Source organism: Citrobacter sp. Cpo221, from assembly GCF_030332345.1.
GTDB classification, from domain to species: Bacteria; Pseudomonadota; Gammaproteobacteria; order Enterobacterales; family Enterobacteriaceae; genus Citrobacter; species Citrobacter portucalensis.
Genome location: NZ_JAOWIA010000058.1, coordinates 16,747 through 41,303 on the forward strand (window position 1 = coordinate 16,747; position 24,557 = coordinate 41,303).

Annotated in this window: 26 protein-coding genes and 1 tRNA gene; 12 read left to right on the top strand and 15 right to left on the bottom strand. The window is 49.7% G+C overall.

The genetic code is table 11. The annotated features are described in order from the left end of the window. Positions 1-349: 349 nt before the first annotated feature. Positions 350-1,768 (top strand): hypothetical protein, encoded by a 1,419-nt coding sequence (locus tag OGY72_RS17730; protein WP_286548579.1) that lies wholly within the window; start codon positions 350-352, stop codon positions 1,766-1,768. Positions 1,769-2,363: 595 nt separating this feature from the next. On the opposite strand, the gene OGY72_RS17735 is transcribed toward OGY72_RS17730, so the two are convergent. The 6 genes from OGY72_RS17735 to aspA form a co-directional block, all read right to left on the bottom strand. Beyond that, positions 2,364-2,439: transfer RNA gene (locus OGY72_RS17735), tRNA-Phe, on the bottom strand. 152 nt (positions 2,440-2,591) lie between these two features. Then, positions 2,592-3,167 (bottom strand): transcriptional regulator, encoded by a 576-nt coding sequence (locus OGY72_RS17740; RefSeq protein WP_008785982.1) that lies wholly within the window; start codon positions 3,165-3,167, stop codon positions 2,592-2,594. Positions 3,168-3,203: 36 nt separating this feature from the next. Further along, the gene (locus tag OGY72_RS17745) at positions 3,204-4,913 is read right to left on the bottom strand and encodes a protein-disulfide reductase DsbD (protein ID WP_286548582.1); all 1,710 of its coding nucleotides are present in this window, start codon (positions 4,911-4,913) and stop codon (positions 3,204-3,206) included. Further along, entirely contained in the window at positions 4,889-5,236 is a 348-nt protein-coding gene (cutA, locus tag OGY72_RS17750; RefSeq protein ID WP_003025447.1) for a divalent cation tolerance protein CutA, read from the bottom strand. Before cutA ends, OGY72_RS17745 begins: the two co-directional genes overlap by 25 nt. A 128-nt stretch (positions 5,237-5,364) precedes the next feature. Further along, positions 5,365-6,666 (bottom strand): anaerobic C4-dicarboxylate transporter DcuA, encoded by a 1,302-nt coding sequence (gene dcuA, locus OGY72_RS17755; protein WP_003830670.1) that lies wholly within the window; start codon positions 6,664-6,666, stop codon positions 5,365-5,367. Positions 6,667-6,781: 115 nt separating this feature from the next. Then, positions 6,782-8,218 carry an aspartate ammonia-lyase gene (gene aspA / locus OGY72_RS17760; protein WP_181509694.1) on the bottom strand — a complete coding sequence of 479 codons (1,437 nt, stop codon included), beginning with the start codon at positions 8,216-8,218 and terminating at the stop codon, positions 6,782-6,784. 338 nt (positions 8,219-8,556) lie between these two features. Between aspA and OGY72_RS17765 the strand changes: the two genes are divergently transcribed. Next, the gene (locus OGY72_RS17765; protein WP_003025457.1) at positions 8,557-9,033 is read left to right on the top strand and encodes an FxsA family protein; all 477 of its coding nucleotides are present in this window, start codon (positions 8,557-8,559) and stop codon (positions 9,031-9,033) included. A gap of 49 nt (positions 9,034-9,082) precedes the next feature. Here the strand turns inward: OGY72_RS17765 and yjeH are convergent, their stop codons facing one another. Next, positions 9,083-10,348, bottom strand: a complete 1,266-nt coding sequence (gene yjeH / locus OGY72_RS17770; protein WP_286548583.1) for an L-methionine/branched-chain amino acid transporter — start codon at positions 10,346-10,348, stop codon at positions 9,083-9,085. 275 nt (positions 10,349-10,623) lie between these two features. On the opposite strand from yjeH, the gene OGY72_RS17775 reads away from it, so the two are divergent. Together OGY72_RS17775 and groL are read left to right on the top strand one after the other, a co-directional pair. After that, positions 10,624-10,917 (top strand): co-chaperone GroES, encoded by a 294-nt coding sequence (locus OGY72_RS17775; protein ID WP_000027827.1) that lies wholly within the window; start codon positions 10,624-10,626, stop codon positions 10,915-10,917. Positions 10,918-10,960: 43 nt separating this feature from the next. After that, on the top strand, positions 10,961-12,604 hold the full coding sequence (gene groL / locus OGY72_RS17780; RefSeq protein ID WP_003830576.1) for a chaperonin GroEL: 1,644 nt from the start codon (positions 10,961-10,963) through the stop codon (positions 12,602-12,604). Between the two features lie 339 nt (positions 12,605-12,943). On the opposite strand, the gene OGY72_RS17785 is transcribed toward groL, so the two are convergent. Beyond that, positions 12,944-13,258: a hypothetical protein gene (locus OGY72_RS17785; RefSeq protein ID WP_286548584.1), complete on the bottom strand. Its 315-nt coding sequence runs from the start codon at positions 13,256-13,258 to the stop codon at positions 12,944-12,946. 436 nt (positions 13,259-13,694) lie between these two features. Between OGY72_RS17785 and ltrA the strand changes: the two genes are divergently transcribed. The 3 genes from ltrA (at position 13,695) to OGY72_RS17800 (ending at position 16,463) form a co-directional block, all read left to right on the top strand. Beyond that, a complete protein-coding gene (ltrA, locus tag OGY72_RS17790; protein WP_286548587.1) occupies positions 13,695-15,389 on the top strand; it encodes a group II intron reverse transcriptase/maturase in 1,695 nt (564 codons plus the stop codon). A 126-nt stretch (positions 15,390-15,515) separates the two neighbouring features. Continuing rightward, complete coding sequence (locus tag OGY72_RS17795) at positions 15,516-15,737, top strand: DUF2188 domain-containing protein (RefSeq protein ID WP_213786488.1); 222 nt, start codon at positions 15,516-15,518, stop codon at positions 15,735-15,737. Positions 15,738-16,109: 372 nt separating this feature from the next. Next, complete coding sequence (locus OGY72_RS17800; protein WP_003025468.1) at positions 16,110-16,463, top strand: DUF4156 domain-containing protein; 354 nt, start codon at positions 16,110-16,112, stop codon at positions 16,461-16,463. A 178-nt stretch (positions 16,464-16,641) separates the two neighbouring features. Here the strand turns inward: OGY72_RS17800 and yjeJ are convergent, their stop codons facing one another. Both yjeJ and epmB read right to left on the bottom strand, forming a co-directional pair. Beyond that, positions 16,642-17,505, bottom strand: coding sequence for a YjeJ family protein (yjeJ, locus tag OGY72_RS17805; RefSeq protein ID WP_149282147.1), 864 nt, complete (start codon positions 17,503-17,505; stop codon positions 16,642-16,644). Positions 17,506-17,688: 183 nt separating this feature from the next. Continuing rightward, the gene (gene epmB / locus OGY72_RS17810; RefSeq protein WP_063941665.1) at positions 17,689-18,717 is read right to left on the bottom strand and encodes an EF-P beta-lysylation protein EpmB; all 1,029 of its coding nucleotides are present in this window, start codon (positions 18,715-18,717) and stop codon (positions 17,689-17,691) included. Positions 18,718-18,758: 41 nt separating this feature from the next. Between epmB and efp the strand changes: the two genes are divergently transcribed. The 3 genes from efp to ecnB all read left to right on the top strand — a co-directional run bounded on the left by efp (position 18,759) and on the right by ecnB (position 19,771). After that, positions 18,759-19,325, top strand: a complete 567-nt coding sequence (efp, locus tag OGY72_RS17815; protein WP_003025478.1) for an elongation factor P — start codon at positions 18,759-18,761, stop codon at positions 19,323-19,325. A 57-nt stretch (positions 19,326-19,382) separates the two neighbouring features. Beyond that, the gene (ecnA, locus tag OGY72_RS17820) at positions 19,383-19,517 is read left to right on the top strand and encodes a lipoprotein antitoxin entericidin A (protein WP_003830568.1); all 135 of its coding nucleotides are present in this window, start codon (positions 19,383-19,385) and stop codon (positions 19,515-19,517) included. 107 nt (positions 19,518-19,624) lie between these two features. Then, on the top strand, positions 19,625-19,771 hold the full coding sequence (gene ecnB, locus OGY72_RS17825) for a lipoprotein toxin entericidin B (RefSeq protein WP_003025482.1): 147 nt from the start codon (positions 19,625-19,627) through the stop codon (positions 19,769-19,771). Between the two features lie 30 nt (positions 19,772-19,801). On the opposite strand, the gene OGY72_RS17830 is transcribed toward ecnB, so the two are convergent. Then, positions 19,802-20,401 (bottom strand): LuxR C-terminal-related transcriptional regulator, encoded by a 600-nt coding sequence (locus OGY72_RS17830; protein WP_003830562.1) that lies wholly within the window; start codon positions 20,399-20,401, stop codon positions 19,802-19,804. Positions 20,402-20,657: 256 nt separating this feature from the next. On the opposite strand from OGY72_RS17830, the gene sugE reads away from it, so the two are divergent. After that, entirely contained in the window at positions 20,658-20,975 is a 318-nt protein-coding gene (sugE, locus tag OGY72_RS17835) for a quaternary ammonium compound efflux SMR transporter SugE (RefSeq protein ID WP_000118520.1), read from the top strand. On the opposite strand, the gene OGY72_RS17840 is transcribed toward sugE, so the two are convergent. Further along, positions 20,972-21,505: a lipocalin family protein gene (locus OGY72_RS17840; RefSeq protein WP_001221666.1), complete on the bottom strand. Its 534-nt coding sequence runs from the start codon at positions 21,503-21,505 to the stop codon at positions 20,972-20,974. The genes sugE and OGY72_RS17840 overlap by 4 nt on opposite strands. A 93-nt stretch (positions 21,506-21,598) precedes the next feature. Beyond that, positions 21,599-22,744, bottom strand: coding sequence for a class C beta-lactamase CMY-34 (locus OGY72_RS17845; RefSeq protein WP_063859836.1), 1,146 nt, complete (start codon positions 22,742-22,744; stop codon positions 21,599-21,601). 131 nt (positions 22,745-22,875) lie between these two features. On the opposite strand from OGY72_RS17845, the gene ampR reads away from it, so the two are divergent. Next, positions 22,876-23,751, top strand: a complete 876-nt coding sequence (ampR, locus tag OGY72_RS17850; RefSeq protein WP_126319885.1) for a LysR family transcriptional regulator AmpR — start codon at positions 22,876-22,878, stop codon at positions 23,749-23,751. Positions 23,752-23,792: 41 nt separating this feature from the next. On the opposite strand, the gene frdD is transcribed toward ampR, so the two are convergent. Next, positions 23,793-24,149: a fumarate reductase subunit FrdD gene (frdD, locus tag OGY72_RS17855; RefSeq protein ID WP_003025535.1), complete on the bottom strand. Its 357-nt coding sequence runs from the start codon at positions 24,147-24,149 to the stop codon at positions 23,793-23,795. 10 nt (positions 24,150-24,159) lie between these two features. Beyond that, a complete protein-coding gene (gene frdC, locus OGY72_RS17860) occupies positions 24,160-24,555 on the bottom strand; it encodes a fumarate reductase subunit FrdC (RefSeq protein ID WP_003025537.1) in 396 nt (131 codons plus the stop codon). Positions 24,556-24,557: the final 2 nt, after the last annotated feature.

Sequence of the window (24,557 nt, forward strand, 5' to 3'; positions counted from 1 at the left end):
TATTCAAAAAAATAATATGTGCTTTGATTGATTTTAATTACATATATGGTCGACATTATCCAGAAATACCTTATTGGAGAGTATGTGCTTATTTTGAGAGCATGCCTCTGCATTAATGATTAATGATTAATCATTAATTTAGTAGGTATTGTTTTTTATAGGGCTACATTTTTTAATTTTGGTGTTGTAGGTTTATTTCATGATTATGTGGAATACATCGTCTTTGTTCTGACCCCCCTATCTCAGTTGATATAGTTGTTTTTTTTGGGAAGGGAGGGCTTGTGGGTTGATTTTAAATTTAATTTTCATTATCTTCTTAAGGTAACCTCATATCAAAAGGACAATGTCAATGAAGTTTTTCTCCACTGGTTTCTATGTTTCGAATGATGTTTTATTTGACGATGTATTCAATGAGTGCTTTTCTTGGATTCATGAATCACCACACACAAACTTTATACCTGCACAATTGGCGTGTGACTATCTTAGTGAAGATTTTTATGTAGAGTCAAGTAATGAAAGGATTGATGTAATTACTCATGGCAACCAAGATGTTCAGTTAGGTTGCTTCAGATATTCTAAAATTTCCGAACCACACAAATGGGTAACTGATATATCTATAAATAAGAACTTAATAAATAATACGGTATGGATCCAAGTTGAATCAAGTGTGGTTAGTCAGGAGGCTGCGTATTTAGCACCTCAACCTAAAAAACCTTTGATAGTAATTAGGTTGATAGATAAATTTTCTGGTGGTTTGGATGATGCCTTCAAAACATCAATAGAACCTGATTACCTTTCGAATTCTGAAGAGCATTTAAAGTTGGCGGCAAAAGTTATCAATGGAGAAACTGAAAACAGGCTGCCAATAATCTATGTCAGTTCGAAATATTTTTACAATGAACATCCTCATAACATTATTCCTGAGCGATTAGCAAGAAAGGTGTGTGGCATAGCTCATGTTCTAATTGAACCTCGTGAGAAAATGTTTTCAATAAAACTAAAAAGTGAGACAAATTCTAAAAATGCTTACGCAGGTGCAGTCGGAATTTACTGGCCGCGAGGACAAAATATCTCCTTTTACCGTCGGGGTGAGAAAACAGCGAAGGAGTTTGAAGATGAATTATTTGATGATGTCGTAAAAGCCACATCTACAATGGCTCCCGTCTCTGAGGGGGGATGGAGTGAAATACAAAAAAGAAGAACTAAGGATTCTATTAATACACTTAAGATTAGAGGTGAATACACAAGTGAATTGATGGGTTTGTATGAGGCCGATAATGTTGCAAAAGATGAAACAATAGAAGAACTCAAAAGTAATATATTATCTTTAGAATATCGTGTTCGAATGCTTCAATCACAAGCTTCAGCTCAAGGAAGTATAGTAATGAATGCAGGGGAAGAAACTGACTTTTTCAATGGTGAGATCAAAGATGTAATAATAGAAGCACTGAAGGTTGCTATTGTGAATACGAAAGAGGGTAGTCGAAGTAATCATATATTATCTTCTTTAATTTCCAATAACCCTCAAACTATGGAAGCAAATTCGCGTCAAACTCATTTGAAAAGAGCACTTAATGGCTACAGGAGTATGGATAAGGCAACGTCAAGGCAGCTTAAGGAACTTGGGTTTGAGTTGTCTGAGGAAGGTAAGCATTGGAAGTTAGTATATAATGGTGATTCCAGATACTCTTACATTCTTCCTAAAACAGGGAGCGACTATAGAGGATCTTTGAATGCTATTTCTGATATAAGTAATATTATTTTCTAACAAAATCTAGCCCCTTATAAAGGGGCTGGGTTATGGCTATTTTAAATCGGTAATACACATTGTTTAATGTAAGTATTACAGTTCAAAGTTTATGTTCAGGTAAGGAATTCCGATGGGGCTGAGTCATTTTTTAATGACGTGGAAAGCGGGGGATTTTGCTGATGCGAAGAATCATAAGGTGAAAAAAAGGAATATTACAGGTGGAGTAGATGGTGGAAACACCCGACTGACAAGGGGAGTTGATAACGCTGAGTTCTTCCCCCTTGCCTGAAGAGGAGTCTCCCCGGTCTTCCCCCGGGGGTAATGGAAGGTAATTTGTTGTTAAATAAAGTAAATTATGAAATCCCCCATTTCCCCCGTATTCTCTGCTTCATTATGAATAATCTTAGAGAAAGGAACCGTAGAGGACCGTAGAAAGACCGTAGCAGTGGGGTAAGGAAGAGACACATCAGAGGGTGTTGAGGTGTGTAAAAGTAACGAACATCTGCGAAAATAGCGAGAAATCCAGCAAACAAATAACGTGTTGCAACGACCAGAAATCTACCGTAGCCAGAAAAGGAAAAAGCCCCGCTTTGCAGCGAGGCCTTATGAATATTGGTGCCCGGACTCGGAATCGAACCAAGGACACGGGGATTTTCAATCCCCTGCTCTACCGACTGAGCTATCCGGGCAACGGGGCGCATTAAACCGTATTCACGTCTGTCAGTCAATCAAATTTCTGGAAACATTGTTCAACCGCTTAATATTGCGGCAATCTGCATGGTTATGCCTGAAGTTTGCACAAATCTATCCGGCAGAGGCGACGAAAACAGGTAATGCTCGCTTAGGTCAGCGCACCGCCCATTCGGCACTGGGCAAAGCGCAGGATATCTTCAGCCAGGCGGTGTGCCGTTTCGACATCAGCATGGCTACGATTAACCAGCATGCGGCTCAGGCAGCCTTCCAGCACCAGTTCCATCTGTTTGGCGACCATTGCCGGGTCGTCAACTTCCAGCGTAGTCAGCAGCTCATGGGTGAAGTCATGTGCCGCCTTTTTTTGCTGATCGGCTAACTGATGGATCGGATGCCCGGGATCGGGGTAAAACGTACAGGCGGCGATGAACAGACAGCCGGGATAGCGATTATTGCTCACGCATTCGGACAGCGCAGTGTAGCGCGCCAGTAATTTCTGCTCAGCGCTCAGCGTGTCATCCAGCAAAAGCTGACGCCGCCAGATATCCACCCGCTGGCTGAGGTAGCGTAGCGCATCGTACAGAATGGCCTCTTTATCGGGCCAAAAGCGCTGCAGTTCATCCAGAGGATAATCGATGCGTTCGGCCACCATTTCCAGCGTGGTATTGGCTATCCCTTGCACCTCAAGTAATTTCAGGGCTTCTCCCAGGACATCTTCACGTTGCACGGTATTCTCCTCCGTATTTCCTGTTGCAAGTGTCGCTCACGGTTGGCGATCGCGCAAATGTGCGCTGAAGGTCGCGGCATCCATAAAGCCCGTAACCCGAGCTTCCGGGTGCTCTTTCCCATCGGCATCAAAGAACAAGATAGTCGGCAAACCTAAAACCTGTAGATGTTTCAGGAGAGCGACATCCTGGGCATTGTTTGCTGTCACATCTGCCTGCAATAGCACCGTGTTGCCTAGCGCTTGCTGAACCTGCGGATTACTGAACGTGTACTTTTCAAATTCCTTACAGGCTACACACCAGTCGGCATACAGATCCAGCATGACTGGCCTGCCTTTAGCTTGCGCCAGTGCTTGATTTAACGCATCTACCGATGCCACCGGCGTGAAGTTAAGATGTGCCTGGGTTTGAGCATGTGGTGCGCCGAACGCCCAGTCTTGCAATGGACGCACGCTTACCAGTGCTGCGGCTAACAGGACAATCTGCACGATACGCATCCAGGCGTGCTTTGCCTGTAGGCTGGTGATGAACGCCCAGCCAAAGAACGCGACGGCTAGCAGTGACCATAAGCGAACGCCCCACTCGTCGCCAACGATACGTTCGAGTAAGAAGACGGGAAGCGCCAGAATGACAAAGCCAAAAGCGGTTTTGACATGTTCCATCCATGGGCCACTTTTAGGCAGCAGGCGGTTGCCAAATACGGTAATCAGCATCAGGGGGAATCCCATCCCCAAAGCATACAGATACAGTGTGCCGCCTCCCAGCCACATGTTCCCGCTCTGAGCGATATACAGCAAAATCGCGCTTAGCGGGGCCGTTGTGCAAGGAGAACAGATGAGGCCAGCAATCGCCCCCATCGCAAAGACGCTGCCGGGAGATCCGCCTTGCTGGCGGTTACTCATTAGCGTGAGGCGCGTTTGCAGCGATGAGGGCAGTTGCAGCGTGAACAGGCCAAACATTGACAGAGCCAGCAGCGTAAAGATGACGGCAAGGCCAATCAGGACGTAGGGATGCTGAAGCGCGGCCTGGAACTGCAAACCGGCGGCTGCAACAACCAAACCCAGCGCGGTATAGGTGAGCGCCATCCCTTGAACGTAGATAAAAGTCAGCAGCAGTGCCCGTCCGGTTGATAAGCGTTGCTTGCCACCCAGTACGATACCGGAAATCAGCGGATACATCGGCAGTACGCAAGGCGTAAATGCGATACCAATTCCGATCAGCAATGCCCACAGCGCGGAGAAGGGGAGTTGGGCCGTGGGCTGCGGTTTCTCTTGCGGATCTGCAGTGGCTGGGGCTGGCGCAGGGGCCGCCGCAGAACCGGCAGACACTTCACTTAATGGCACCGTTTTTGTTTCTGGCGGATAGCAAAATCCAGCGTCGGCGCAGCCCTGATATGTGATCGTTAATGTTGCGCCAGACTTAGCCTGATTGACCGTGATCGGGACAGTCAGCTGTTTACGGTAAATCTCACTTTTGCCGTAAAACTCATCTTCATGCCAGACGCCTGGCGGCAGTTTTACCTCAGCAATATCGGCCTGAGATGGCGTAATGTTTATCTGTTTGCGATACAGATAGTAGCCATCTTTAACCTGCCATGTGAGGTTCAGATCGTGTTGGTTTTGCTGAAAATCAAAAACAAACGCCCGATCGGCAGGAACAAACTGCGAGCGGCCAGGCGCGTCAAATAATCCGGCAAAGGTAGATGTGCTGCACAGCAGCAGGATCAGCGTAAGGATGCGTTGAGCCATGAGCGGTAATCAAAGTCTCCGTGAGTGACGGGTAAAACCAGAAGTTCAGGCGTTTGATACGGATGATGTGACTTCAGGCAATCGAGAAGGGCTTGCTGGTGTGTGACGGTGGTTTTTAAAATCATCTGGACTTCATATTCCTGTTCCAGTTTGCCTTCCCAATAGTAGAGGGAGGTCGCACCGGGTAGCAGGGTCACACAGGCAGCCAGCTTCTCCGCCAGCACTTTGGCGGCGAGATCCTGGGCGGTTGCTTCATCCGGGGCGGTACAGAGCACCACAACGGTATCGGGGATGGAAATATCCTGACTCTTTACATCAAGCATAAACACCTCGAAAGAACAGAGTAACCAGCAAAAGAATGGTCACTATACAACGGACGAGGGAAGGATGTTAGTTAAAGCGGGGTGGGGAGGAGGAACTGCAGGGCGCCCAGGCACCCTGCAGGAAAAACTTACAGCATGAAGCTGCCCAGCAAGAAGCCGAAGCAGACAGCCAGAACCACACCCAGAGTACCCGGGATGAAGAACGGATGGTTAAAGACGAATTTACCGATGCGAGTTGTACCGGTGTCATCCATCTGAACTGCCGCAACCAGAGTTGGGTAGGTTGGCAGAATGAACAGGCCAGAAACCGCGGCGAAAGACGCAACAGCAGTCAGTGGGGAAACGTTCAGAGCCAGAGCCATCGGCATCAGTGCTTTAGCGGTTGCAGCCTGAGAGTACAGCAGTGCAGAAGCAAAGAAGAAGATGACAGCCAGCAGCCACGGATGACCCTGAATTACGCTACCTGCAGTATCTTTGATCCAGTCAATGTTGTGAGATACGAAGGTATCACCCAGCCATGCAACACCCAGGATACAAATACAGGCGCTCATACCGGCTTTGAAAGTGCTGGAGTTCAGGATGGAGTCAGTTTCAACGCGGCAGATGATCGTGGTCAGCGTCGCGATGCTCAGCATGATGATCAGGATTGCGTTGGTGGTGTTCATCAGCGGTTTAGCGACCAGACCGAGGCTTGGGCTGTTGACGATCGCATATACGACGACACAAACCACGCCCAGCAGGAACAACCAAACAGAAGTTTTTGCGCCAGCTTTGATTTCAACTTGTCTTTCACCACGCAGTTCAACCAGGCCTTCTTCCAGACGCTTACGATAAATCGGGTCGTCAGACAGTTTGGAGTTGAACAGTGCAGTTACCAGGAAGGACATGACCAGAACAGCCAGCAGGGTGGACGGAATGACCACGGACAGCAGATGAATGTAGCTGATGCCATGACCTTCCATTACGGAAGACATGTAAACCACGGCTGCGGAGATTGGAGACGCCGTAATCGCAATCTGTGCAGAAACCACTGCAGTAGAGAGCGGGCGGCAAGGTTTGATCCCTTGTTCTTTCGCAACTTCGGCGATAACTGGCAGCGTTGCCAGAGAGATGTTGCCGGTACCTGCGAAGATGGTCAGGAAATAGGTCACGATAGGTGCAAGGATCGTGATGTATTTCGGGTTTTTACGCAGCAGTTTTTCAGTTTGATGAACCAGATAGTCCAGACCACCTGCAATCTGCATAGCTGAAATGGCAGCGATAACCGCCATGATGATGGAAATAACATCGAACGGGATATTACCGGGTTTTACGCCGATAGCGGCGAGAACCAGAACACCCAGCCCACCTGCAAATCCAATACCGATACCCCCAAGTCTGGCACCTAAAAAGATTGCCAGCAAAACGATGATAAGTTCTAAAACTATCATATTAGCCTTCCTTGTTGTTTAACAAGTTGATATTAAATTGTTGTTTTTAAGTAACTTCGAGTAAGAAAAAAGGCACGTCATCATGACGTGCCTTCTCCGGTACTACCCTACACGATTACTGTTCGCTTTCATCAGTATAACGTTTTGCTTTATAAGCAGGGTGCATCAGGTTCTGTGCAGAGAAGATATCGTCCAGTTCAGACTCGGTCAACAGACCGCGCTCCAGGACAACTTCACGTACGCTCTTACCGGTTTCGGCACAAATTTTACCGACGATGTCGCCGTTGTGGTGACCAATGAACGGGTTGAGGTAAGTAACGATGCCGATGGAGTTGAATACAAACGCTTCACAGACTTCTTTGTTAGCAGTGATACCACTAACGCATTTTTCCAGCAGGTTGTAGCAAGCGTTGCTCAGAATGTGAATGGATTCAAACATTGCCTGACCAATGACCGGCTCCATTACGTTCAGCTGCAGCTGACCAGCTTCAGATGCCATGGTTACAGTGATGTCGTTACCGATGACTTTGAAGCACACCTGGTTTACGACTTCCGGAACAACCGGGTTCACTTTAGCTGGCATGATAGAAGAACCAGCCTGCAGTTCCGGCAGGTTGATCTCGTTCAGACCTGCACGCGGACCAGAGGAGAGCAAACGCAGGTCGTTACAGATTTTGGACATCTTCACAGCCAGACGTTTCAGTGCGCCGTGCACCATAACGTATGCGCCACAGTCAGAAGTTGCTTCAATCAGGTCTTCTGCCGGAACACAGGCGAAGCCGGTGACTTCAGCCAGTTTCTGTACTGCCAGCGGAGAGTACTCTTTCGGCGTGTTCAGACCAGTACCGATTGCTGTCGCGCCGAGGTTAACTTCCAGCAGCAGCTCAGCGGTACGGCTAATGTTTTTCACTTCTTCTTTCAACAGTACGCTAAAAGCATGGAATTCCTGACCGAGGGTCATCGGTACAGCATCCTGCAGCTGGGTACGACCCATTTTCAGGATGTCCTGGAATTCAACAGCTTTTTTCTCGAAGCCTTCACGCAGCTGGTTCAGTGCATCAACCAGTTTGATGATGGATGCGTATACAGCGATACGGAAGCCAGTTGGGTATGCGTCGTTGGTAGACTGACATTTGTTAACGTGGTCGTTCGGGTTCAGGTACTGATACTCACCTTTCTGGTGACCCATCAGTTCCAGACCGATATTGGCCAGAACTTCGTTGGTGTTCATGTTGACGGAGGTACCCGCACCACCCTGGTAAACGTCTACCGGGAACTGATCCATGCATTTTCCGTTATTCAGGACTTCATCACACGCCGCGATGATGGCATTTGCCACACTCTTAGGAATGGTTTGCAGCTCTTTGTTGGCCATAGCCGCTGCCTTTTTAACCATTACCATACCGCGAACAAATTCAGGAATATCGCTGATTTTGCTGTTGCTAATGTAGAAGTTTTCAATCGCTCTCAGAGTGTGGACACCATAGTAAGCGTCCGCTGGAACTTCCCTGGTACCCAACAAGTCTTCTTCGATACGAATGTTGTTTAACATGTGAACCTTCTTTTTCAAGCTGCCAATGATTTGACTAAACACACAGGATATATGTGATTTCGATTGTTTCTCGACCGACGATTATCCCCTGCATCGGTCTGATACCCGAGATCATATGCTGGTTAAGGATTTCTACCGTAATCTGGATCACTTAAAGCGTGGAATTTACCCCTTATTTATTATTCTGTGAAATGGATCACCCCTTTGTGATTAACCCCAAATATTAGTGTACAAGGCACTTGAAATTTTGCTAACCACCACAATATCAAATCGATGCGATTAACATAATTTTTCGAACGGAAGTTGAACAAAACGGCTGTTATTAACAGGAGATCCCTTTGCGCTGGATACCATTGCTTGCCATTTTTCTCTATGTTTACATAGAGATATCTATTTTTATTCAGGTTGCCCATGTGATGGGCGTCCTGATGACGCTGATTTTGGTTATTTTTACGTCGGTTATCGGTATGTCTCTGGTTCGTAATCAGGGATTTAAGAACTTTTTACTGATGCAACAAAAAATGGCGGCTGGTGAAAGTCCGGCTGCAGAAATGATCAAAAGCGTATCATTGATTATCGCTGGCCTGTTGTTGGTGCTGCCTGGTTTTTTCACCGATTTCCTCGGTCTTCTTCTTTTATTACCCCCGGTGCAAAAACATCTGACGATGAAACTGCTGCCACATTTGCGTTTTTCGCGTATGCCTGGCGGTGGTTTTAGCGCCGGAACCGGCGGCGGTGAGACTTTTGATGGTGAATTTCAGCGTAAAGATGACAAGCGCGACAGCATCGAACATAAAGACGATCGTCGGGATTAAGCATCAGTATGTAGGCCGGATAAGCGTTAGCGCCATCCGGCAAAAGTGTTTATCGGCCGGATGATGGCGTCAACGTTGCCTTTTCCGGCCTGCGGGGTAAAAACAGCCACAGCCCTGCCAGCATAATCAACGCGTACAGACTCTTCCAGCCGACCATCGCCAGCAGCAACAGACACAGCAGACCGCCAATGACCGCCAGCGCGCGATAATGCCCTTTTAGTAATCGACAACCCGCCAACATGCACAGCAAATAAATCATAATAAAGATGCCGTTGGCGTAGACGATTAACGCATCGAGATTGATTTGCAGCATATAGATGCACAGAGTACTGACTACGCAGCAGCCCAATACGGCGTTTAGCGCATTGCGAGGAAGGTGGCGGGGGGACAGACGAGCCAGATAACTCTCCGGCTTATACTGGGCTTGCGACCAGACCAGCCGGGCGAAACTTTGAATATAAATGTTGAGGCTGGCAAAACAGGCCAGATAACCAATGATGCAGGCCACCCACAGTGCCTGTACGCCAAACAGCTGCACGACGATTTCAGGCAATGATGCCGCCGCCGCCATTTGCTCGCCGTAAGCACCAAAATGGAGAACGACGACGGTGCATGCCCAATAAACAGACCCTGCCAGCAGCAGGCCAATCATCAGCGCGCGTGGGAAGTCTCGTTCCGGATTTTTGAATTCGGACGCCAGGTGGGCAAACGCTTCAAGGCCGACAAAACACCAGAACATCACCGACAGCGCGGCGAACAGGCCAGGAAGCTCGATGTCGGTAATTGCAGGGAAGGGGATTTCGCCTGGTTTCAGATCGCCCGCCCACCAGATAGCAACAATGAGGGCAACAATCAGTCCGGCAATGACCGTTTGCAGATTAGCGCTTGAGCTTGCGCCGCGGGAGCCGATGTACCAAACCAATGCCAGCGTACCGAGCTCAGCCAGCAGAAGCTGCTCGTCATGCCAGCCAAACATCGCCTGACCGAATCCGGCGGCGATATGCAATGCCGCAGGCAAGCCGACAGGAATGACCGACAAAAATAACCATCCGGTGACGCGCTCCAGGCGCGAACCAAAGGCCATGCCGACAAAATGCGCCACACCGCCTGCGCTGGGAAAATGACGACCCAGTACGGCGAAGACAATCGCTACGGGAAAGACCAAAACAATCAGCGCCGGCCATGCCCACAGGCTGTTGTTGCCCGCAACCAGTGCGGCCAGCGCGGGGACGGCAAAAACGCCTGTACCCAACAATGATGTCGACAACAGGCCAACGCCCTGAGCCAGTCCCAGCTCTTGTTTCAGTCCGCTCATAAGTTGTTATCCGGTTATGCCCATTGACCGGGCTACAGCGCAGATTTTTGATGGTATCACAATCAGATTTGCTTATGACGACGTGACTGAAATCGTTATGAAATGTGAGGTGCGTCGGCGTTTTGACGGGATTTTCTGCTGATAAAAAATTTTTTTCGCTTGCCCCCTTGAAGGCACAAAACCCCATCCCCATCTCTCTGGTCACTAGCCGGGAAACCGTTTACGGGCCGGCGTCACCCATAACTGATAAAGACTTTCTCAAAGGAGAGCTATCAATGAGTATTCGTCCGTTACATGATCGTGTGATCGTCAAACGTAAAGAAGTTGAATCCAAATCTGCTGGCGGCATCGTACTGACTGGTTCTGCAGCAGGTAAATCAACTCGTGGCGAAATCATCGCTGTCGGTAAGGGTCGCATCCTGGACAACGGTACCGTACAGCCGCTGGACGTGAAAGTCGGCGATATCGTTATTTTCAACGATGGCTACGGTGTTAAATCTGAGAAGATCGACAATGAAGAAGTGTTGATCATGTCTGAAAGCGACATCCTGGCGATTGTTGAAGCCTAATCCGCGAACGACACTGAACATACGAATTTAAGGGAAAGAGAAAATGGCAGCTAAAGACGTAAAATTCGGTAACGACGCTCGTGTGAAAATGCTGCGCGGCGTAAACGTACTGGCAGATGCAGTGAAAGTTACCCTCGGTCCAAAAGGCCGTAACGTAGTTCTGGATAAATCTTTCGGTGCACCGACCATCACTAAAGATGGTGTTTCCGTAGCACGTGAAATCGAACTGGAAGACAAGTTCGAAAACATGGGTGCGCAGATGGTGAAAGAAGTTGCCTCTAAAGCGAACGACGCTGCAGGTGACGGTACCACCACCGCAACCGTACTGGCTCAGTCCATCATCACTGAAGGTCTGAAAGCCGTTGCTGCGGGCATGAACCCGATGGATCTGAAACGTGGTATCGACAAAGCTGTCGCTGCTGCTGTTGAAGAACTGAAAGCATTGTCCGTACCGTGCTCCGACTCTAAAGCTATTGCTCAGGTTGGTACCATCTCCGCTAACTCCGACGAAACCGTAGGTAAACTGATCGCTGAAGCGATGGACAAAGTCGGTAAAGAAGGCGTGATCACCGTTGAAGACGGTACTGGTCTGCAGGACGAACTGGACGTGGTTGAAGGTATGCAGTTCGACCGTGGCTACCTGTCTCCTTACTTCATCAACAAGCCGGAAACTGGCGCAGTAGAACTGGAAAGCCCGTTCATCCTGCTGGCTGACAAGAAAATCTCCAACATCCGCGAAATGCTGCCGGTTCTGGAAGCTGTAGCGAAAGCAGGTAAACCGCTGCTGATCATCGCTGAAGATGTTGAAGGCGAAGCGCTGGCAACTCTGGTTGTTAACACCATGCGCGGTATCGTGAAAGTCGCTGCGGTTAAAGCACCTGGCTTCGGCGATCGTCGTAAAGCAATGCTGCAGGATATCGCTACCCTGACCGGTGGTACCGTTATCTCTGAAGAGATCGGTATGGAGCTGGAAAAAGCAACTCTGGAAGATCTGGGTCAGGCGAAACGCGTTGTTATCAACAAAGATACCACCACCATCATTGATGGCGTGGGCGACGAAGCTGCAATCCAGGGTCGCGTGACTCAGATTCGTCAGCAGATCGAAGAAGCAACTTCCGACTATGACCGTGAAAAACTGCAGGAGCGCGTAGCGAAACTGGCAGGCGGCGTTGCGGTTATCAAAGTTGGTGCTGCGACTGAAGTTGAAATGAAAGAGAAGAAAGCCCGCGTTGAAGATGCCCTGCACGCTACCCGTGCTGCGGTAGAAGAAGGCGTGGTTGCTGGTGGTGGTGTTGCGCTGATTCGCGTAGCGTCTAAAATTGCCGGCCTGAAAGGTCAGAACGAAGACCAGAATGTAGGTATCAAAGTTGCGCTGCGCGCAATGGAATCCCCACTGCGTCAAATCGTACTGAACTGCGGCGAAGAGCCGTCTGTAGTGGCTAACACAGTGAAAGCTGGTGACGGTAACTACGGTTACAACGCTGCAACTGAAGAATACGGCAACATGATCGACATGGGTATCCTGGATCCAACCAAAGTAACCCGTTCTGCTCTGCAGTACGCGGCTTCTGTTGCGGGTCTGATGATCACCACCGAGTGCATGGTTACCGACCTGCCGAAAGGCGATGCGCCTGACTTAGGTGCTGCCGGTATGGGTGGTATGGGTGGAATGGGCGGCATGATGTAGTGCGACGAGAGTCGCATTCCTCTGCGTAACTAACTGAATAAACAGAGAAATTCCCTCTCTAACAGTTAGCTTACGTGCCCCAGGAGAGCGGGGCTAGTCCCCGCTCCCGAAAGCCGTTTAGCGTAGCCGAAGGTGAGCCGTTTCGACGGTGGAATACGCCCCCGAAGTTTGGGTAACCTTTCAGTGATGAGCAGTAACGCGCCCATTACTTTCACTCAGTTATCTGCAGCGGTTAATTCTGCGCGGAGTGCCCGTCAGGGCTGACGTCGGTGAATCCCAAATCGACGTTACATCTCAACGATTGTGACACCTCGTGTCATACATCTTCATTTCATCCTTTCATGGATTCATGAACAGGGCGGGATCGTTTTGCTCGCGATCTTCACAAGAGGAATGCAGCGCAAGCTGTACGGGTGATTGTTCTGTCGCTATTTCCTGAGCAGAAATAGCGAAGAAGAACCCGTTGTTCAGCCAACGGTAGCCTAAGGATAGTGCGTCACTGGTAACGGTGAGGTGCGAAGCTTCCTGACAACGTACTCCCGCGCAAGCGGCGGCTGGTATCCGCGAGGACGCCATCTGGATTGGTCTAACGACATGACCATGAGAGGCCAGGCTGTATCGTAAGGTTAACGTACGTGAACTGCTGTTAAACACCGTCAGCCGCATTGAGCGTAAGTCGTTGATACGCTTTGACCAAAAGGTGGGTGAACAGGTTATCTCTTTTACATCTGGGGATACGCTGATGTTGTTTCACCGGTGGATAGGCAGAACCTAACCGATACGTGTCATCTGTATGGAACTCGGTAAGCCCGTATATCCGCCTCATCGAGGCAGGGGAGCCGTAAGGCAAACTGTTGGGTATGCGGGTAGAGGAGGCCGGAGAAAGCAAATGCCGCGCTGTAATGGTGCGGACAGAAGCATGAAACAGGGCTTCACCGGAAACGGGGCAGACTTCCGGCTGGTCTTAAATCGCAGTAAGGCTTGTAAAGCCTATTGAATGTACCCCGAGGGGCGAAACGTGATTTCTCCCTCGGGGGAATCCACGTCCGTCCTCAGGGTGCTCTGCACGAGCATTCAGGAGGATAGCAAGGTGAATACCGGAACGCGAGTTGAATCGCAGGCGGTATCTGCATCTTCCCGCCCGGAAAGGTGGCACGCCATTAACTGGCGCAAAACCTCAGAAGCGGTGAGAAAGCTACAGGTACGCATTGCGAAGGCGGCGCAACAGCAGGAGTGGCGGCGGGTAAAAGCGCTGCAGCGAATGCTGACCCGTTCGCTGGCGGCTAAGGCATTAGCGGTCAGGCGAGTCACGGAAAACCGGGGCAGGGATACCCCCGGAGTGGATGGAAAGTTATGGAATACCCCGAAAACCAAATGGGAGGCTATCTTCGATATGAAGAGAACCGGATATCACCCTAAACCGCTGCGGCGGGTGTATATCCCGAAGTCGAACGGCAAGTTGCGTCCGCTCGGGATTCCGACCATGAGAGACAGAGCCATGCAGGCGTTATATCTGCTGGCGCTGGAACCCGTGTCGGAAACAACAGCCGACCGCAACAGTTATGGTTTTCGTCCGATGCGTTCAACGGCGGATGCTATTGAACAATGCTTTGTAGTGCTCAGCCGGGGCAACTCGGCGCAGTGGGTGCTGGAGGGCGACATCAAAGGGTGTTTCGATAACATCAGTCATGACTGGCTACTGGCGCATATCCCGATGGATAAGCAGGTGCTGGGTAAATGGCTGAAGGCAGGTTACATGGAGTCTGGTCATTACTATGCAACCGGTGCGGGAACGCCTCAGGGCGGCATTATCTCGCCGGTACTGGCCAATATGGCGCTTGATGGACTGGAAGCGGTGCTTGAATCCCGATTTGGGGTGAAAAATACCAAAGCCAGCTACAAGACCAAGGTCAACTATGTGCGTTATGCAGACGACTTTATCATCACCGGTATCTCGCAAGAGTTGCTGGAGAATGAAGTTAAACCTCTCGTTGAGGCCTTTATGGTGGAACGGGGGTTGCAACTGTCGCCGGAGAAAACGGTGATAACGCATATTGAGCAGGGTTTTGACTTCCTCGGTCAGAACGTGCGCAAGTATCGCGGGAAAATGCTGATAAAGCCTTCCCATAAGAACCTGCGAACGTTTCTGGTGAAAGTGAGGGACATTGTGAAGCGTCACCCGACGCAAACGCAGGACTGGCTGATACGCCAGCTCAATCCGGCATTACGGGGTTGGGCGAACTATCACCGGCATGTGGTGGCGAAGGAGACGTTCAGCTATGTCGATTACCGTGTCTGGAAGCTGCTCTGGCGCTGGTGTTGCAGGCGGCATAAAAACCGCAATAAACGCTGGGTGAAAAATAAATACTTTCATACGGTAAATAACCGTCGCTGGACGTTTCAATGGCGGGAGGATAAGGAGAGTCCGGTGACTTTAGTCTATGCAAAAGACACCGTCATTAAACGACATACCAAGATAAAGGCGGAGGCTAACCCTTATCTGTCTGAATGGGAACCGTACTTTGAGCAACGCCTTGAGCGTCGCTGGAAGGAAACCATGCAGGGCAGGAAGAAGTTGCTGGCGCTCTGGCTCAGGCAGGAGAAACGCTGCCCGCTCTGTAACCAGTTAATTACGATGGAAACAGGCTGGCACGTTCACCATAAGCACCAGAGGCATCTGGGCGGCGGTGACGAGCTTGAGAATCTGGAAATGCTGCATCCGGGCTGCCACATCCAATGGCATGTTGAAAATACTGATGAGAAGGGGGTTGAAATTGAAACGTAATACCACAATTTCGATAGGGAATTCATATAGGTTGAGCCGTACGTTATGGATGGAGTCACAACCTGTATCCCTGCCTGTTCTCTGGGGATATTTGGTAGTTATCTGACCAAAGAATGGAGCCTTAGCATGGGTAAAAATCAACATGTAGTGAAACGGGATGATGGTTGGGCTGTACGTGGTGAGAAAAACACTCGCGATACGTCGCATCATCGTACGCAGCAAGAAGCTTTTGAGGCTGCACGCGATATTGCGAGAAATCAAAAGAGTGAAGTTCTTATTCATGGGGAGAACGGGCAAATTCGTGAAAGAAATTCTTACGGAAATGACCCATATCCCCCAAAAGGCTAACCATCTCTGCCGGTTCAACCCGTCGGTTGAACTTATTAAGGCTTGAGCCGTATGCGGGGAAACTCGCATGTACGGTTCTTAGGGGGCGGCGGCGCAGTAATGCGCTGCTGCTACCCGACATTGCCCACACCCTGCATCCTTCAGGCCGCAGATGCGTTGGCTGCGTTTGCTAACCCCAGTCACTTACTTGAGTAAGCTCCTGGGGATTAACAAACTGGCCGCCTTCCTGCAACCAGAATGATTTGGGTGCTCATCTCCCAGAATTGAGAAACCCTCGGGCAGAAATGTCCGGGGGTTTTTCTTTTGGTCATCTTTTTAGTATATGATTCAGCTACGGACAAAACGTCCAACTAATTGATTATGGGGAATGACATGCACGTGAAATATTTAGCAGGGATCGTTGGTGCCGCGCTACTGATGGCGGGTTGTAGCTCCAGCAACGAACTGAGTTCTGCCGGGCAAAGCGTACGTTTTGTTGAAGACAAGCCTGGTGCAGAGTGCCAATTGATAGGCACCGCAACCGGTAAGCAAAGCAACTGGCTTTCAGGCCAGCACGGCGAAGAGGGCGGCTCAATGCGTGGCGCAGCAAACGATCTGCGTAACCAGGCTGCGGCAATGGGCGGTAACGTGATTTATGGCGTCAGCAGCCCATCGCAGGGAATGCTGTCCAGCTTTGTTCCTACCGCCAGTGAGATGATTGGTCAGGTTTATAAGTGCCCTAACTGATTACACTTCATCCTTCAAGCTGCCTCTTTGTTGACTGCGCTATGAAACCCCAGTCACATAGTTATCTATGCTCCTGGGGATTTCTTCGCTTGCCGCCGCGATGCAGATTGAATGATTTTGTGTAATAAAGTGGCCTGGACAGGCTCATGCAATCGTAGGCCTGATAAGCGCAGCGCCATCAGGCATTCTGAGTTTTATGCGCAGACTGAACGCGTAAATGATGCAGTGCGCGCAGGCACTGATCCTGATTGAGCTTTTGCGCCTTATCACCCGTCAACGTTCTGACAAACACCTGGCACGGTACACCGGCAAGTTTTTTCAGCCGCGGGCTGAAGTCGAGAAGGCGGCGAGTAATGGCTTCGGCTTCTTTGCTACCGGAAAGGGCGCGAGTTTTCACTACCGAACCACAGAACTGGGCTTTTCCTTTATCATCTTTATAGCGGTAAATAATCGCCAGATAATGATTAAACAGGTTATGTTTCCATTCGGGTTGTGTATAAGAGTCGTATTCCAGATTGTCGTTTTGCTGACAATCAACATCGTACAGCGGCAGGAAATCCAGCAGCGATGTTATTCGTAGCGCGAGTTCTCTCATGCCAGCATTATTTATTGCGTGAATAATTGCATGCGCCAACACCTGAATCTGTAATTCATTAACCAGTAATTCGCATGTTTGTCCGTCATGTAACGTCAGAGAAAATGTTAAATTCTCGCCTTTGTCATCCACTAACATCAGCGAATTTATGCGACGGTTAATATCCGCATTTTTTAGTTCATCTTCCTGAATTGACGGAATATTCTCGTGCATTTTTTTGCTGGCTTTATCGCATGTCTTTTCATATTGCATACGCTCGTCTTTGTTTAGCTGAGAAATGGCGAACAGCCGGCTCTCCAGCGCGATAAGCAGGTCTCTAAGTCCAAGTGGAGAGAGAAAAAAGAGAGATTCTTTGTTTCTTGGTTCTTTTATTTTTAATGCCATGGCAACAAATTCATTCTTTTGGCGAATAATGCCAGTATTAATGCCCTTAATACTTATAGCCATAAAAGGTTCTCCTTAACCATATATTTATTAATATTCTGCATTTGAAACTATTGATAATGTTTACGAATGAATGATTGAACTGCGCTAATTAAAATAGCACAGATTAAAAGCGAGGCTCCACTTGTGGAGATTCAAATAATAATTAATCGTGGTGAGTGTCCGGAATCGGACACTCAGTAATGGCTATTGTTGGCGTAACTGCAGATCCAGCGGTGTTTTACTTGGCTCTCCACCAATTTCACGCGCCAGTTTGGGGACCATATAGCCGGAAACTAGCGTCAGAAGCTCACGCATAATGCGACGCGCTTCATCGTCGCTGACCATAAAGTGTGCGGCACCCTGCACTTTATCCAGCACGTGCAGGTAATAGGGCATCACACTGGCATCAAACAGTGCGTTGCTAAGGTTAGCCAGGGTTTGTGCGTTATCGTTTACGTCACGCAGCAATACGCTTTGGTTGAGTAACGTAACGCCCGCGGCGCGCAGACTGCTCATCGCCTGGCGAAACGTCTCATCAATTTCATTGGCATGGTTAATGTGATTGACCAGCAGAATCTGCAAGGAGGAGTGCGCAAAACGCTCGACCAGTCCTTCTGTAATGCGCGCCGGGATCACTATTGGCAAACGGCTGTGAATACGCAGACGCTTAATGTGCGGGATAGCTTCCAGTTGCGTGAGCAACCAGTCCAGTTCGTGGTCCTTGGCCATTAACGGATCGCCACCAGAGAAGATGATTTCATCCAGCTCAGGGTGCGCGTTAATGTAGTCGAGGGCGACCTGCCAGTTGCGCTTATTGCCTTGGTTTTCGGCGTATGGGAAGTGTCGGCGGAAGCAATAGCGACAATTTACCGCGCAACCGCCTTTAACCAGCAGCAGTGCCCGATTGCGATATTTATGCAGCAGACCGGGAACCACGCTGTGCTGTTCTTCCAGTGGGTCGGTTGAGTAGCCTGGCGCGGCCACAAACTCTTCCTGGGCAGTCAGCACCTGACGTAAAAGCGGATCGTCCGGGTTGCCTTTCTCCATGCGGGCAATAAACGCACGCGGCACGCGCAGGGCGAAAAGCCGTCTCGCGTCGCGTCCGGCCAACAGTTTTTCATCTGCATCTATGTTCAAAAGATGCAGAAGTTCATCGGGATCGGTCACAACATCGGCAAGTTGCGATAACCAATCTTCTCTGGATGGGGTATTTAGGGTTACAATATGCGCCATTTTGTGGCTTAGCTACCAGTTAACAATTTTCAGAGGGCCTTATGGCAACGTACTATAGCAACGATTTTCGTGCTGGTCTTAAAATCATGTTGGACGGCGAACCTTATGCGGTTGAAGCCAGCGAATTCGTTAAACCAGGTAAAGGCCAGGCGTTTGCGCGCGTTAAGCTGCGTCGCCTGCTGACCGGTACTCGCGTAGAGAAAACCTTCAAGTCTACTGACTCCGCTGAAGGCGCAGACGTAGCCGACATGAACCTGACCTTCCTGTATAGCGACGGTGAGTTCTGGCACTTTATGAATAACACCACTTTCGAACAGTTGGCTGCAGACGAGAAAGCGGTAGGCGATAACGCCAAATGGCTGCTGGACCAGGCTGAATGCATCGTGACCCTGTGGAACGGTCAGCCGATCTCCGTAACTCCGCCGAACTTCGTTGAGCTGGAAGTTGTTGAAACCGACCCAGGTCTGAAAGGTGATACCGCTGGTACTGGCGGCAAACCGGCTACCCTGTCTACCGGCGCAGTCGTTAAAGTTCCGCTGTTCGTACAGATCGGCGAAGTGATCAAAGTGGATACCCGCTCCGGCGAATACGTTTCTCGCGTAAAATAAGTCTTCCATTTGATCTTATGGCGCAGGTTGCTGCGCCATACTTTTTCCAGGGCAGGAATGATGAAACGTCTTCTCGGTCTTGTAATGCTACTCCTTTTCACCAGCACCCTCCTGACGGGATGCAATACCGCGCGCGGCTTCGGTGAAGACATAAAACATCTTGGCAATTCAATTTCTCACGCCGCCAGCTAATCCTGTCATATAGTCTTAAAAACGGTTGTTTATCCATCACACTCCCGGATCTTGTCTATTATTAAGTAGCTATACACAAACAATATTGGCTAGAAAAGGAAGACGTTATGGTTAAGAAGACAATTGCTGCGATCTTTTCTGTGTTGGTACTTTCTTCCGTTTTAACCGCGTGTAATACCACACGAGGCGTAGGACAGGATATTTCTGAAGGCGGTAGCGCCATTTCTGGTGCAGCGACAAAAGCTCAGCAATAATGAAGAACGGTACGACGTCGTGTCGTACCGTTAATCACCCTTCCCTGGGAGTGAAAGGAACGGCGAGAAGCGGTTCCCCAGGTGCAGTTTCATACGGATATTCCGCTTATAGGTGTAGACCGTTTTGCCATGAATGCTGAGCGCGGCGGCAATGGCATTGTTACTCACACCATCCATCCACATTGATAATACTTTCTCCTCCTGCGGCGTAAGCAAAGGCGTGGCATTTTTGGCTATTTCTAATGCGGGGCGAACCTGAAGCGCTTCCTGAATTGTGTGGGAGAGTGTGTTCAGCGTGGTGTGCTTGGTCAAGACCGAATGGGCTACGGATTGAGAGGGCACGATGGGGGCATGCTGTCTGTCTGCTGATTGCAGTAAAATTAGTGGGATGACGCCACAACTCATAAAAAAAGGTTTAATTGGCGGACTGGAGTGCGTCTCGCTAATAAAACTGTATAAATCCGCGATCACCAGATGCGGTTTCCATTGCAAAATATGCTCTTTTGCTAACAGGAGATTATTGATTCCTGATACCAGAAATGAGGAGCTGAACCTGCCAGAATGATTAAGCAAGGCCTCTATCCCTGTGCGGGTAAAGTGGCACCGGTCAATCACTAAAATTTTAAGCATAAACGTTTCGCATTCAGAAGAGGGGCAATCGACTTTCTGGTTTCAGAAAGCCCTTCATCATAGAGAACTCCGATGAGTGCCAAATGCGGGAACTACGCCGCTAATTATGCTTAATTCTTGCTTTTAGCAGGCAGTGAATAAAAAGGTTGAAATTCATTTTCTTCCGGGCAAAAATGCCATTTCACACATCAGCTTTGCAGGACGACCTGCAAACGCTTCTTTCACCGGGGACGGCCCCATTGTTCTGGAGCCTGATATGTCCTGGATCGTTTTATTAATTGCAGGTTTGCTCGAAGTCGTCTGGGCGATTGGCCTGAAATACACCCACGGTTTTACGCGTCTTACGCCAAGCATTATCACTATTGCGGCGATGATCGTCAGTATCGCCATGCTCTCCTGGGCAATGCGCACGTTGCCTGTAGGAACCGCTTATGCGGTCTGGACCGGTATTGGCGCTGTTGGGGCGGCCATTACAGGAATTTTGCTGCTGGGTGAGTCTGCCAGCCCGGCACGTTTGCTGAGCCTTGGGCTGATCGTTGCTGGCATTATTGGTCTGAAGCTGAGCACTCACTAAGCGCCGGGCTGTTTCACCCAAATCAGTTTATTCACCTCAAACCCTTCCCGGGTCGCGATGGCTAACATTTGCTGTTTCATTTCATCTGAAATAGTAGGGGTCCGTGAAAGGATCCACAGGTAGTCGCGATCCGGACCACAAACCAGCGCGTGACGATATTCCCGGTCGAGTGCAATTACGTTATACCCGCCATAGAAGGGGCCGAAGAACGAAACCTTAAGCGCGGCTCTGCTTGGGTCGCCGGTGAAATAGGCTTTCCCTTCCGTTTTCTGCCACATCTCCCTGTCAGGGTTATAGCCCTTATTAATAACGTTGATGCCGCCGTCGTCGCGCAAGCTGTACGTTGCGGTCACTTTATCCAACCCGCGCTCGAAACGATGGTCGAAGCGCGCAATTTCATACCAGGTTCCCAGATAGCGTTTGGCATCAAAGTTATTTACCACGGTAACGCCTTTCGGCGGTGTCGGGGAGCTGCACGCGACAACCAGGAATGCAGCCGTAACTGCAGCAACGACGGGCAAAATGCGCATGGGATTTTCCTTGCTGTATTTTTGTTAAGTGTAGATGACAACAGGAAAAAAAGAGAAAGAAAGGAGGCCCAATATCCTGGGCCTCATCGTCAGTTATTGCAGCTTTTCAAGAATGCGCCAGGCCGCCTCGACACGGACAGGGTTAGGATAGCTTTTGTTTGCCAGCATCACGATGCCAAGGTTTTTTTCTGGAACGAAGGCTACGTAGCTGCCAAATCCACCAGTGGAGCCCGTTTTATGCACCCATGAGGCTTTCACTGCGGGGGCGGGCGGGTTTACCTCAACGGCGGGAAGCGCTGCCAATGCCACTTTGCTGTCGCTGCCGTTGATGATCGAATCAGCTTTCAGCGGCCAGTTCAGCATCTCCCAGCCTAATCCCTGGTACATATCGCCAATACGCCAGTAGCGAGACTGCGCGAGCGCAATGCCCTGCTGGAGCGTTTTCTCCTGAACGTGGCTGGCATCCATGTTGGCCTGAACCCAGCGGGCCATATCAATAACGCTGGATTTCACGCCATAGGCTTCGGCGTCAAGTTGTCCCGGAGAAACGTGTACGGGCTTCCCTTCGCGATAGCCCCAGGCATAATCTTTTTGTTCGTTCTGCGGAACCGTAATCCAGGTATGCGCCAGTTTTAATGGTTGCAGGACGCGTCTGGTCATTGCCTCTTCGTAACTCATTCCTGAGGGTTTCACCGCCAGCGCGCCAAACAGACCAATGCTGGAGTTAGCGTAAAGTCGCTTAGCGCCCGGAGTCCATTGCGGCTGCCAGTTTTGATAAAAATGCAGTAATGCGGCTTTATCCGTAACGTCATCGGGGATCTGCAGCGGTAGGCCGCCTGCCGTATAGGTGGCTAAGTGCAGCAGGCTGATACCCTGCCACTGTTTGCCTGTCAGTTCTGGCCAGTATTTCGTGACCGGATCGCTGAGCTTAATTTCGCCGCGGGCGATAGCATCGCCGCCCAACACGCCGTTAAACGTCTTACTAACCGATCCTAGCTCAAACAGCGTTTGCTGCGTGACTGGGTGGTTATTGGCGATATCGGCTTTACCCCAGGTGAAATAATAGGGTTTTCCCTGGTAGATAACGGCAACGGCCATACCCGGAATAGCCTGCTCCTGCATCAACGGGGTGATGGTGCGATTAACGATATCGGCAATCTGTTGTTCTGTTTTTGCGGCAGCAAATGTGGAGAAAGAGGCTGTCAGCAGCAGAGCGCAGCATAACGATTTTTTCATCATGAAATCAGTTCCGTAATTAAAAGCAAAAAGGTGTCCGGGCCCGTCAGACGCAATCAGTGTGTTTGATTTGCACCGTGTTGACAAACGGTTAAATTTAGCAGCAGATATAAGTTTTTCTAACAGGCCGGATGATGACGCGTAGCTATATCCCTCTTAACTCGCTGCGGGCTTTTGAAGCCGCCGCCAGACATCTCAGTTTTACCCGCGCCGCGATTGAGCTCAACGTGACGCATTCTGCCATCAGTCAGCATGTAAAAGCGCTGGAGCAGCAGCTAAATTGTCAGCTTTTTGTGCGCGGTTCTCGTGGATTAATGTTGACGACTGAAGGGGAAAGTCTGTTACCTGTACTTAATGACTCTTTCGATCGTATGGCGGGGATGCTGGATCGTTTTGCTACCAAACAGACCCAGGAAAAACTTAAAATTGGCGTGGTGGGGACCTTTGCGGTTGGGTGTCTGTTTCCTCTACTGGGCGATTTTAAGCGCAGTTACCCGCATGTTGATTTGCATATTTCTACCCATAATAACCGCGTGGATCCCGCTGCCGAAGGGCTGGATTATACCATTCGCTACGGAGGGGGAGCCTGGCACGATACCGACGCGCAATATTTATGTAGCGCGCTGATGTCTCCACTGTGTTCGCCAACATTGGCTTCGCAGATTCAAACGCCTGCGGACATCCTGAAATTTCCGTTATTACGATCGTATCGGCGGGATGAATGGACGCTTTGGATGCAGGCCGCCGGAGAGGCGCCTCCGTCACCGACGCACAACGTGGTGGTGTTTGATTCGTCCGTCACCATGCTGGAAGCCGCGCAGGCGGGGATCGGTGTGGCAATTGCGCCAGTCAGAATGTTCACGCATTTACTCAGTAGGGAACGAATCGTTCAACCGTTTTTAACGCAGATTGATTTGGGAAGTTACTGGATAACGCGTTTGCAATCGCGTCCGGAGACACCCGCGATGCGTGAATTTTCCCGTTGGTTGACAGGAGTGCTGCACAAATAAAAAGGCCCGCCAATGGCGGGCCTGATTATTAACGCATGTACTTAGATGGTCAGAATACCAATAGCCGTTACAACGGTCAGGATTGCTGCCAGTCCGTAGAATACCCATTTGCCAGCAGGCACGTGGATTTTCAGGTCATGCATCGCGTGGTGCATACGGTGTAAACCACACCACAGCGGCAGAACGATCATCAGGAACAGAAACGCACGTCCGATGAAGCTCTGAGCGAATGCCAGTACGCGTTCATAGCTGAAAGCATCAGGAACAAAGCCCAGCGGCAGCATAATGCCTACCAGCAGGATCATTACCGGCGCAATGATTGCGCTCCACATACCGCCTGCACCAAACAGGCCCCAGAATACGGGTTCGTCAGAGCGTTTTGGATTTGGATTAATCATTCCGGACTCCTTACCAGAACAGGGCAACAAACAGTATGACTACTGTCGCAACCACAGTAACTGCCCAGAGACCTTTGATGATCGGCTCTGGCCCCATTTTTTCGTCTTTTACGATGATGTTGGCAGCTTTTGGCGCCAGCTCAAACCAGGTTTTGGTATGCAGCAGCGCTGCTGCCAGGGCGATAATGTTAAGGATTACCACCACCGGGTTTTGCAAAAAGGCGACAAAGCCCATCCAGGACTCTGCACCATGCTTGAGTGCAAACAGGCCGATAATCAGTTCAATGCTGAACCAGACTGCCGGAACCGCCGTGCCTTCACGCAGCATGTAAAAACGATAAAATGGCAGCTTTTTCCACCAGGTGGACGTCATTGGCCGCACATAGGCTTTACGTTTAGTCGTCATCG

Excerpts from the sequence above, each read along its gene's own strand:
- OGY72_RS17730 (WP_286548579.1), top strand. The coding sequence starts at position 350 with ATGAAGTTTTTCTCCACTGGTTTCTATGTTTCGAATGATGTTTTATTT.
- OGY72_RS17745 (WP_286548582.1), bottom strand. The coding sequence starts at position 4,913 with ATGGCTCAACGCATCCTTACGCTGATCCTGCTGCTGTGCAGCACATCT.
- cutA (WP_003025447.1), bottom strand. The coding sequence starts at position 5,236 with ATGCTTGATGTAAAGAGTCAGGATATTTCCATCCCCGATACCGTTGTG.
- dcuA (WP_003830670.1), bottom strand. The coding sequence starts at position 6,666 with ATGATAGTTTTAGAACTTATCATCGTTTTGCTGGCAATCTTTTTAGGT.
- aspA (WP_181509694.1), bottom strand. The coding sequence starts at position 8,218 with ATGTTAAACAACATTCGTATCGAAGAAGACTTGTTGGGTACCAGGGAA.
- yjeH (WP_286548583.1), bottom strand. The coding sequence starts at position 10,348 with ATGAGCGGACTGAAACAAGAGCTGGGACTGGCTCAGGGCGTTGGCCTG.
- OGY72_RS17775 (WP_000027827.1), top strand. The coding sequence starts at position 10,624 with ATGAGTATTCGTCCGTTACATGATCGTGTGATCGTCAAACGTAAAGAA.
- groL (WP_003830576.1), top strand. The coding sequence starts at position 10,961 with ATGGCAGCTAAAGACGTAAAATTCGGTAACGACGCTCGTGTGAAAATG.
- OGY72_RS17795 (WP_213786488.1), top strand. The coding sequence starts at position 15,516 with ATGGGTAAAAATCAACATGTAGTGAAACGGGATGATGGTTGGGCTGTA.
- OGY72_RS17800 (WP_003025468.1), top strand. The coding sequence starts at position 16,110 with ATGCACGTGAAATATTTAGCAGGGATCGTTGGTGCCGCGCTACTGATG.
- yjeJ (WP_149282147.1), bottom strand. The coding sequence starts at position 17,505 with ATGGCTATAAGTATTAAGGGCATTAATACTGGCATTATTCGCCAAAAG.
- epmB (WP_063941665.1), bottom strand. The coding sequence starts at position 18,717 with ATGGCGCATATTGTAACCCTAAATACCCCATCCAGAGAAGATTGGTTA.
- efp (WP_003025478.1), top strand. The coding sequence starts at position 18,759 with ATGGCAACGTACTATAGCAACGATTTTCGTGCTGGTCTTAAAATCATG.
- ecnA (WP_003830568.1), top strand. The coding sequence starts at position 19,383 with ATGATGAAACGTCTTCTCGGTCTTGTAATGCTACTCCTTTTCACCAGC.
- ecnB (WP_003025482.1), top strand. The coding sequence starts at position 19,625 with ATGGTTAAGAAGACAATTGCTGCGATCTTTTCTGTGTTGGTACTTTCT.
- OGY72_RS17830 (WP_003830562.1), bottom strand. The coding sequence starts at position 20,401 with ATGCTTAAAATTTTAGTGATTGACCGGTGCCACTTTACCCGCACAGGG.
- sugE (WP_000118520.1), top strand. The coding sequence starts at position 20,658 with ATGTCCTGGATCGTTTTATTAATTGCAGGTTTGCTCGAAGTCGTCTGG.
- OGY72_RS17840 (WP_001221666.1), bottom strand. The coding sequence starts at position 21,505 with ATGCGCATTTTGCCCGTCGTTGCTGCAGTTACGGCTGCATTCCTGGTT.
- OGY72_RS17845 (WP_063859836.1), bottom strand. The coding sequence starts at position 22,744 with ATGATGAAAAAATCGTTATGCTGCGCTCTGCTGCTGACAGCCTCTTTC.
- ampR (WP_126319885.1), top strand. The coding sequence starts at position 22,876 with ATGACGCGTAGCTATATCCCTCTTAACTCGCTGCGGGCTTTTGAAGCC.
- frdD (WP_003025535.1), bottom strand. The coding sequence starts at position 24,149 with ATGATTAATCCAAATCCAAAACGCTCTGACGAACCCGTATTCTGGGGC.
- frdC (WP_003025537.1), bottom strand. The coding sequence starts at position 24,555 with ATGACGACTAAACGTAAAGCCTATGTGCGGCCAATGACGTCCACCTGG.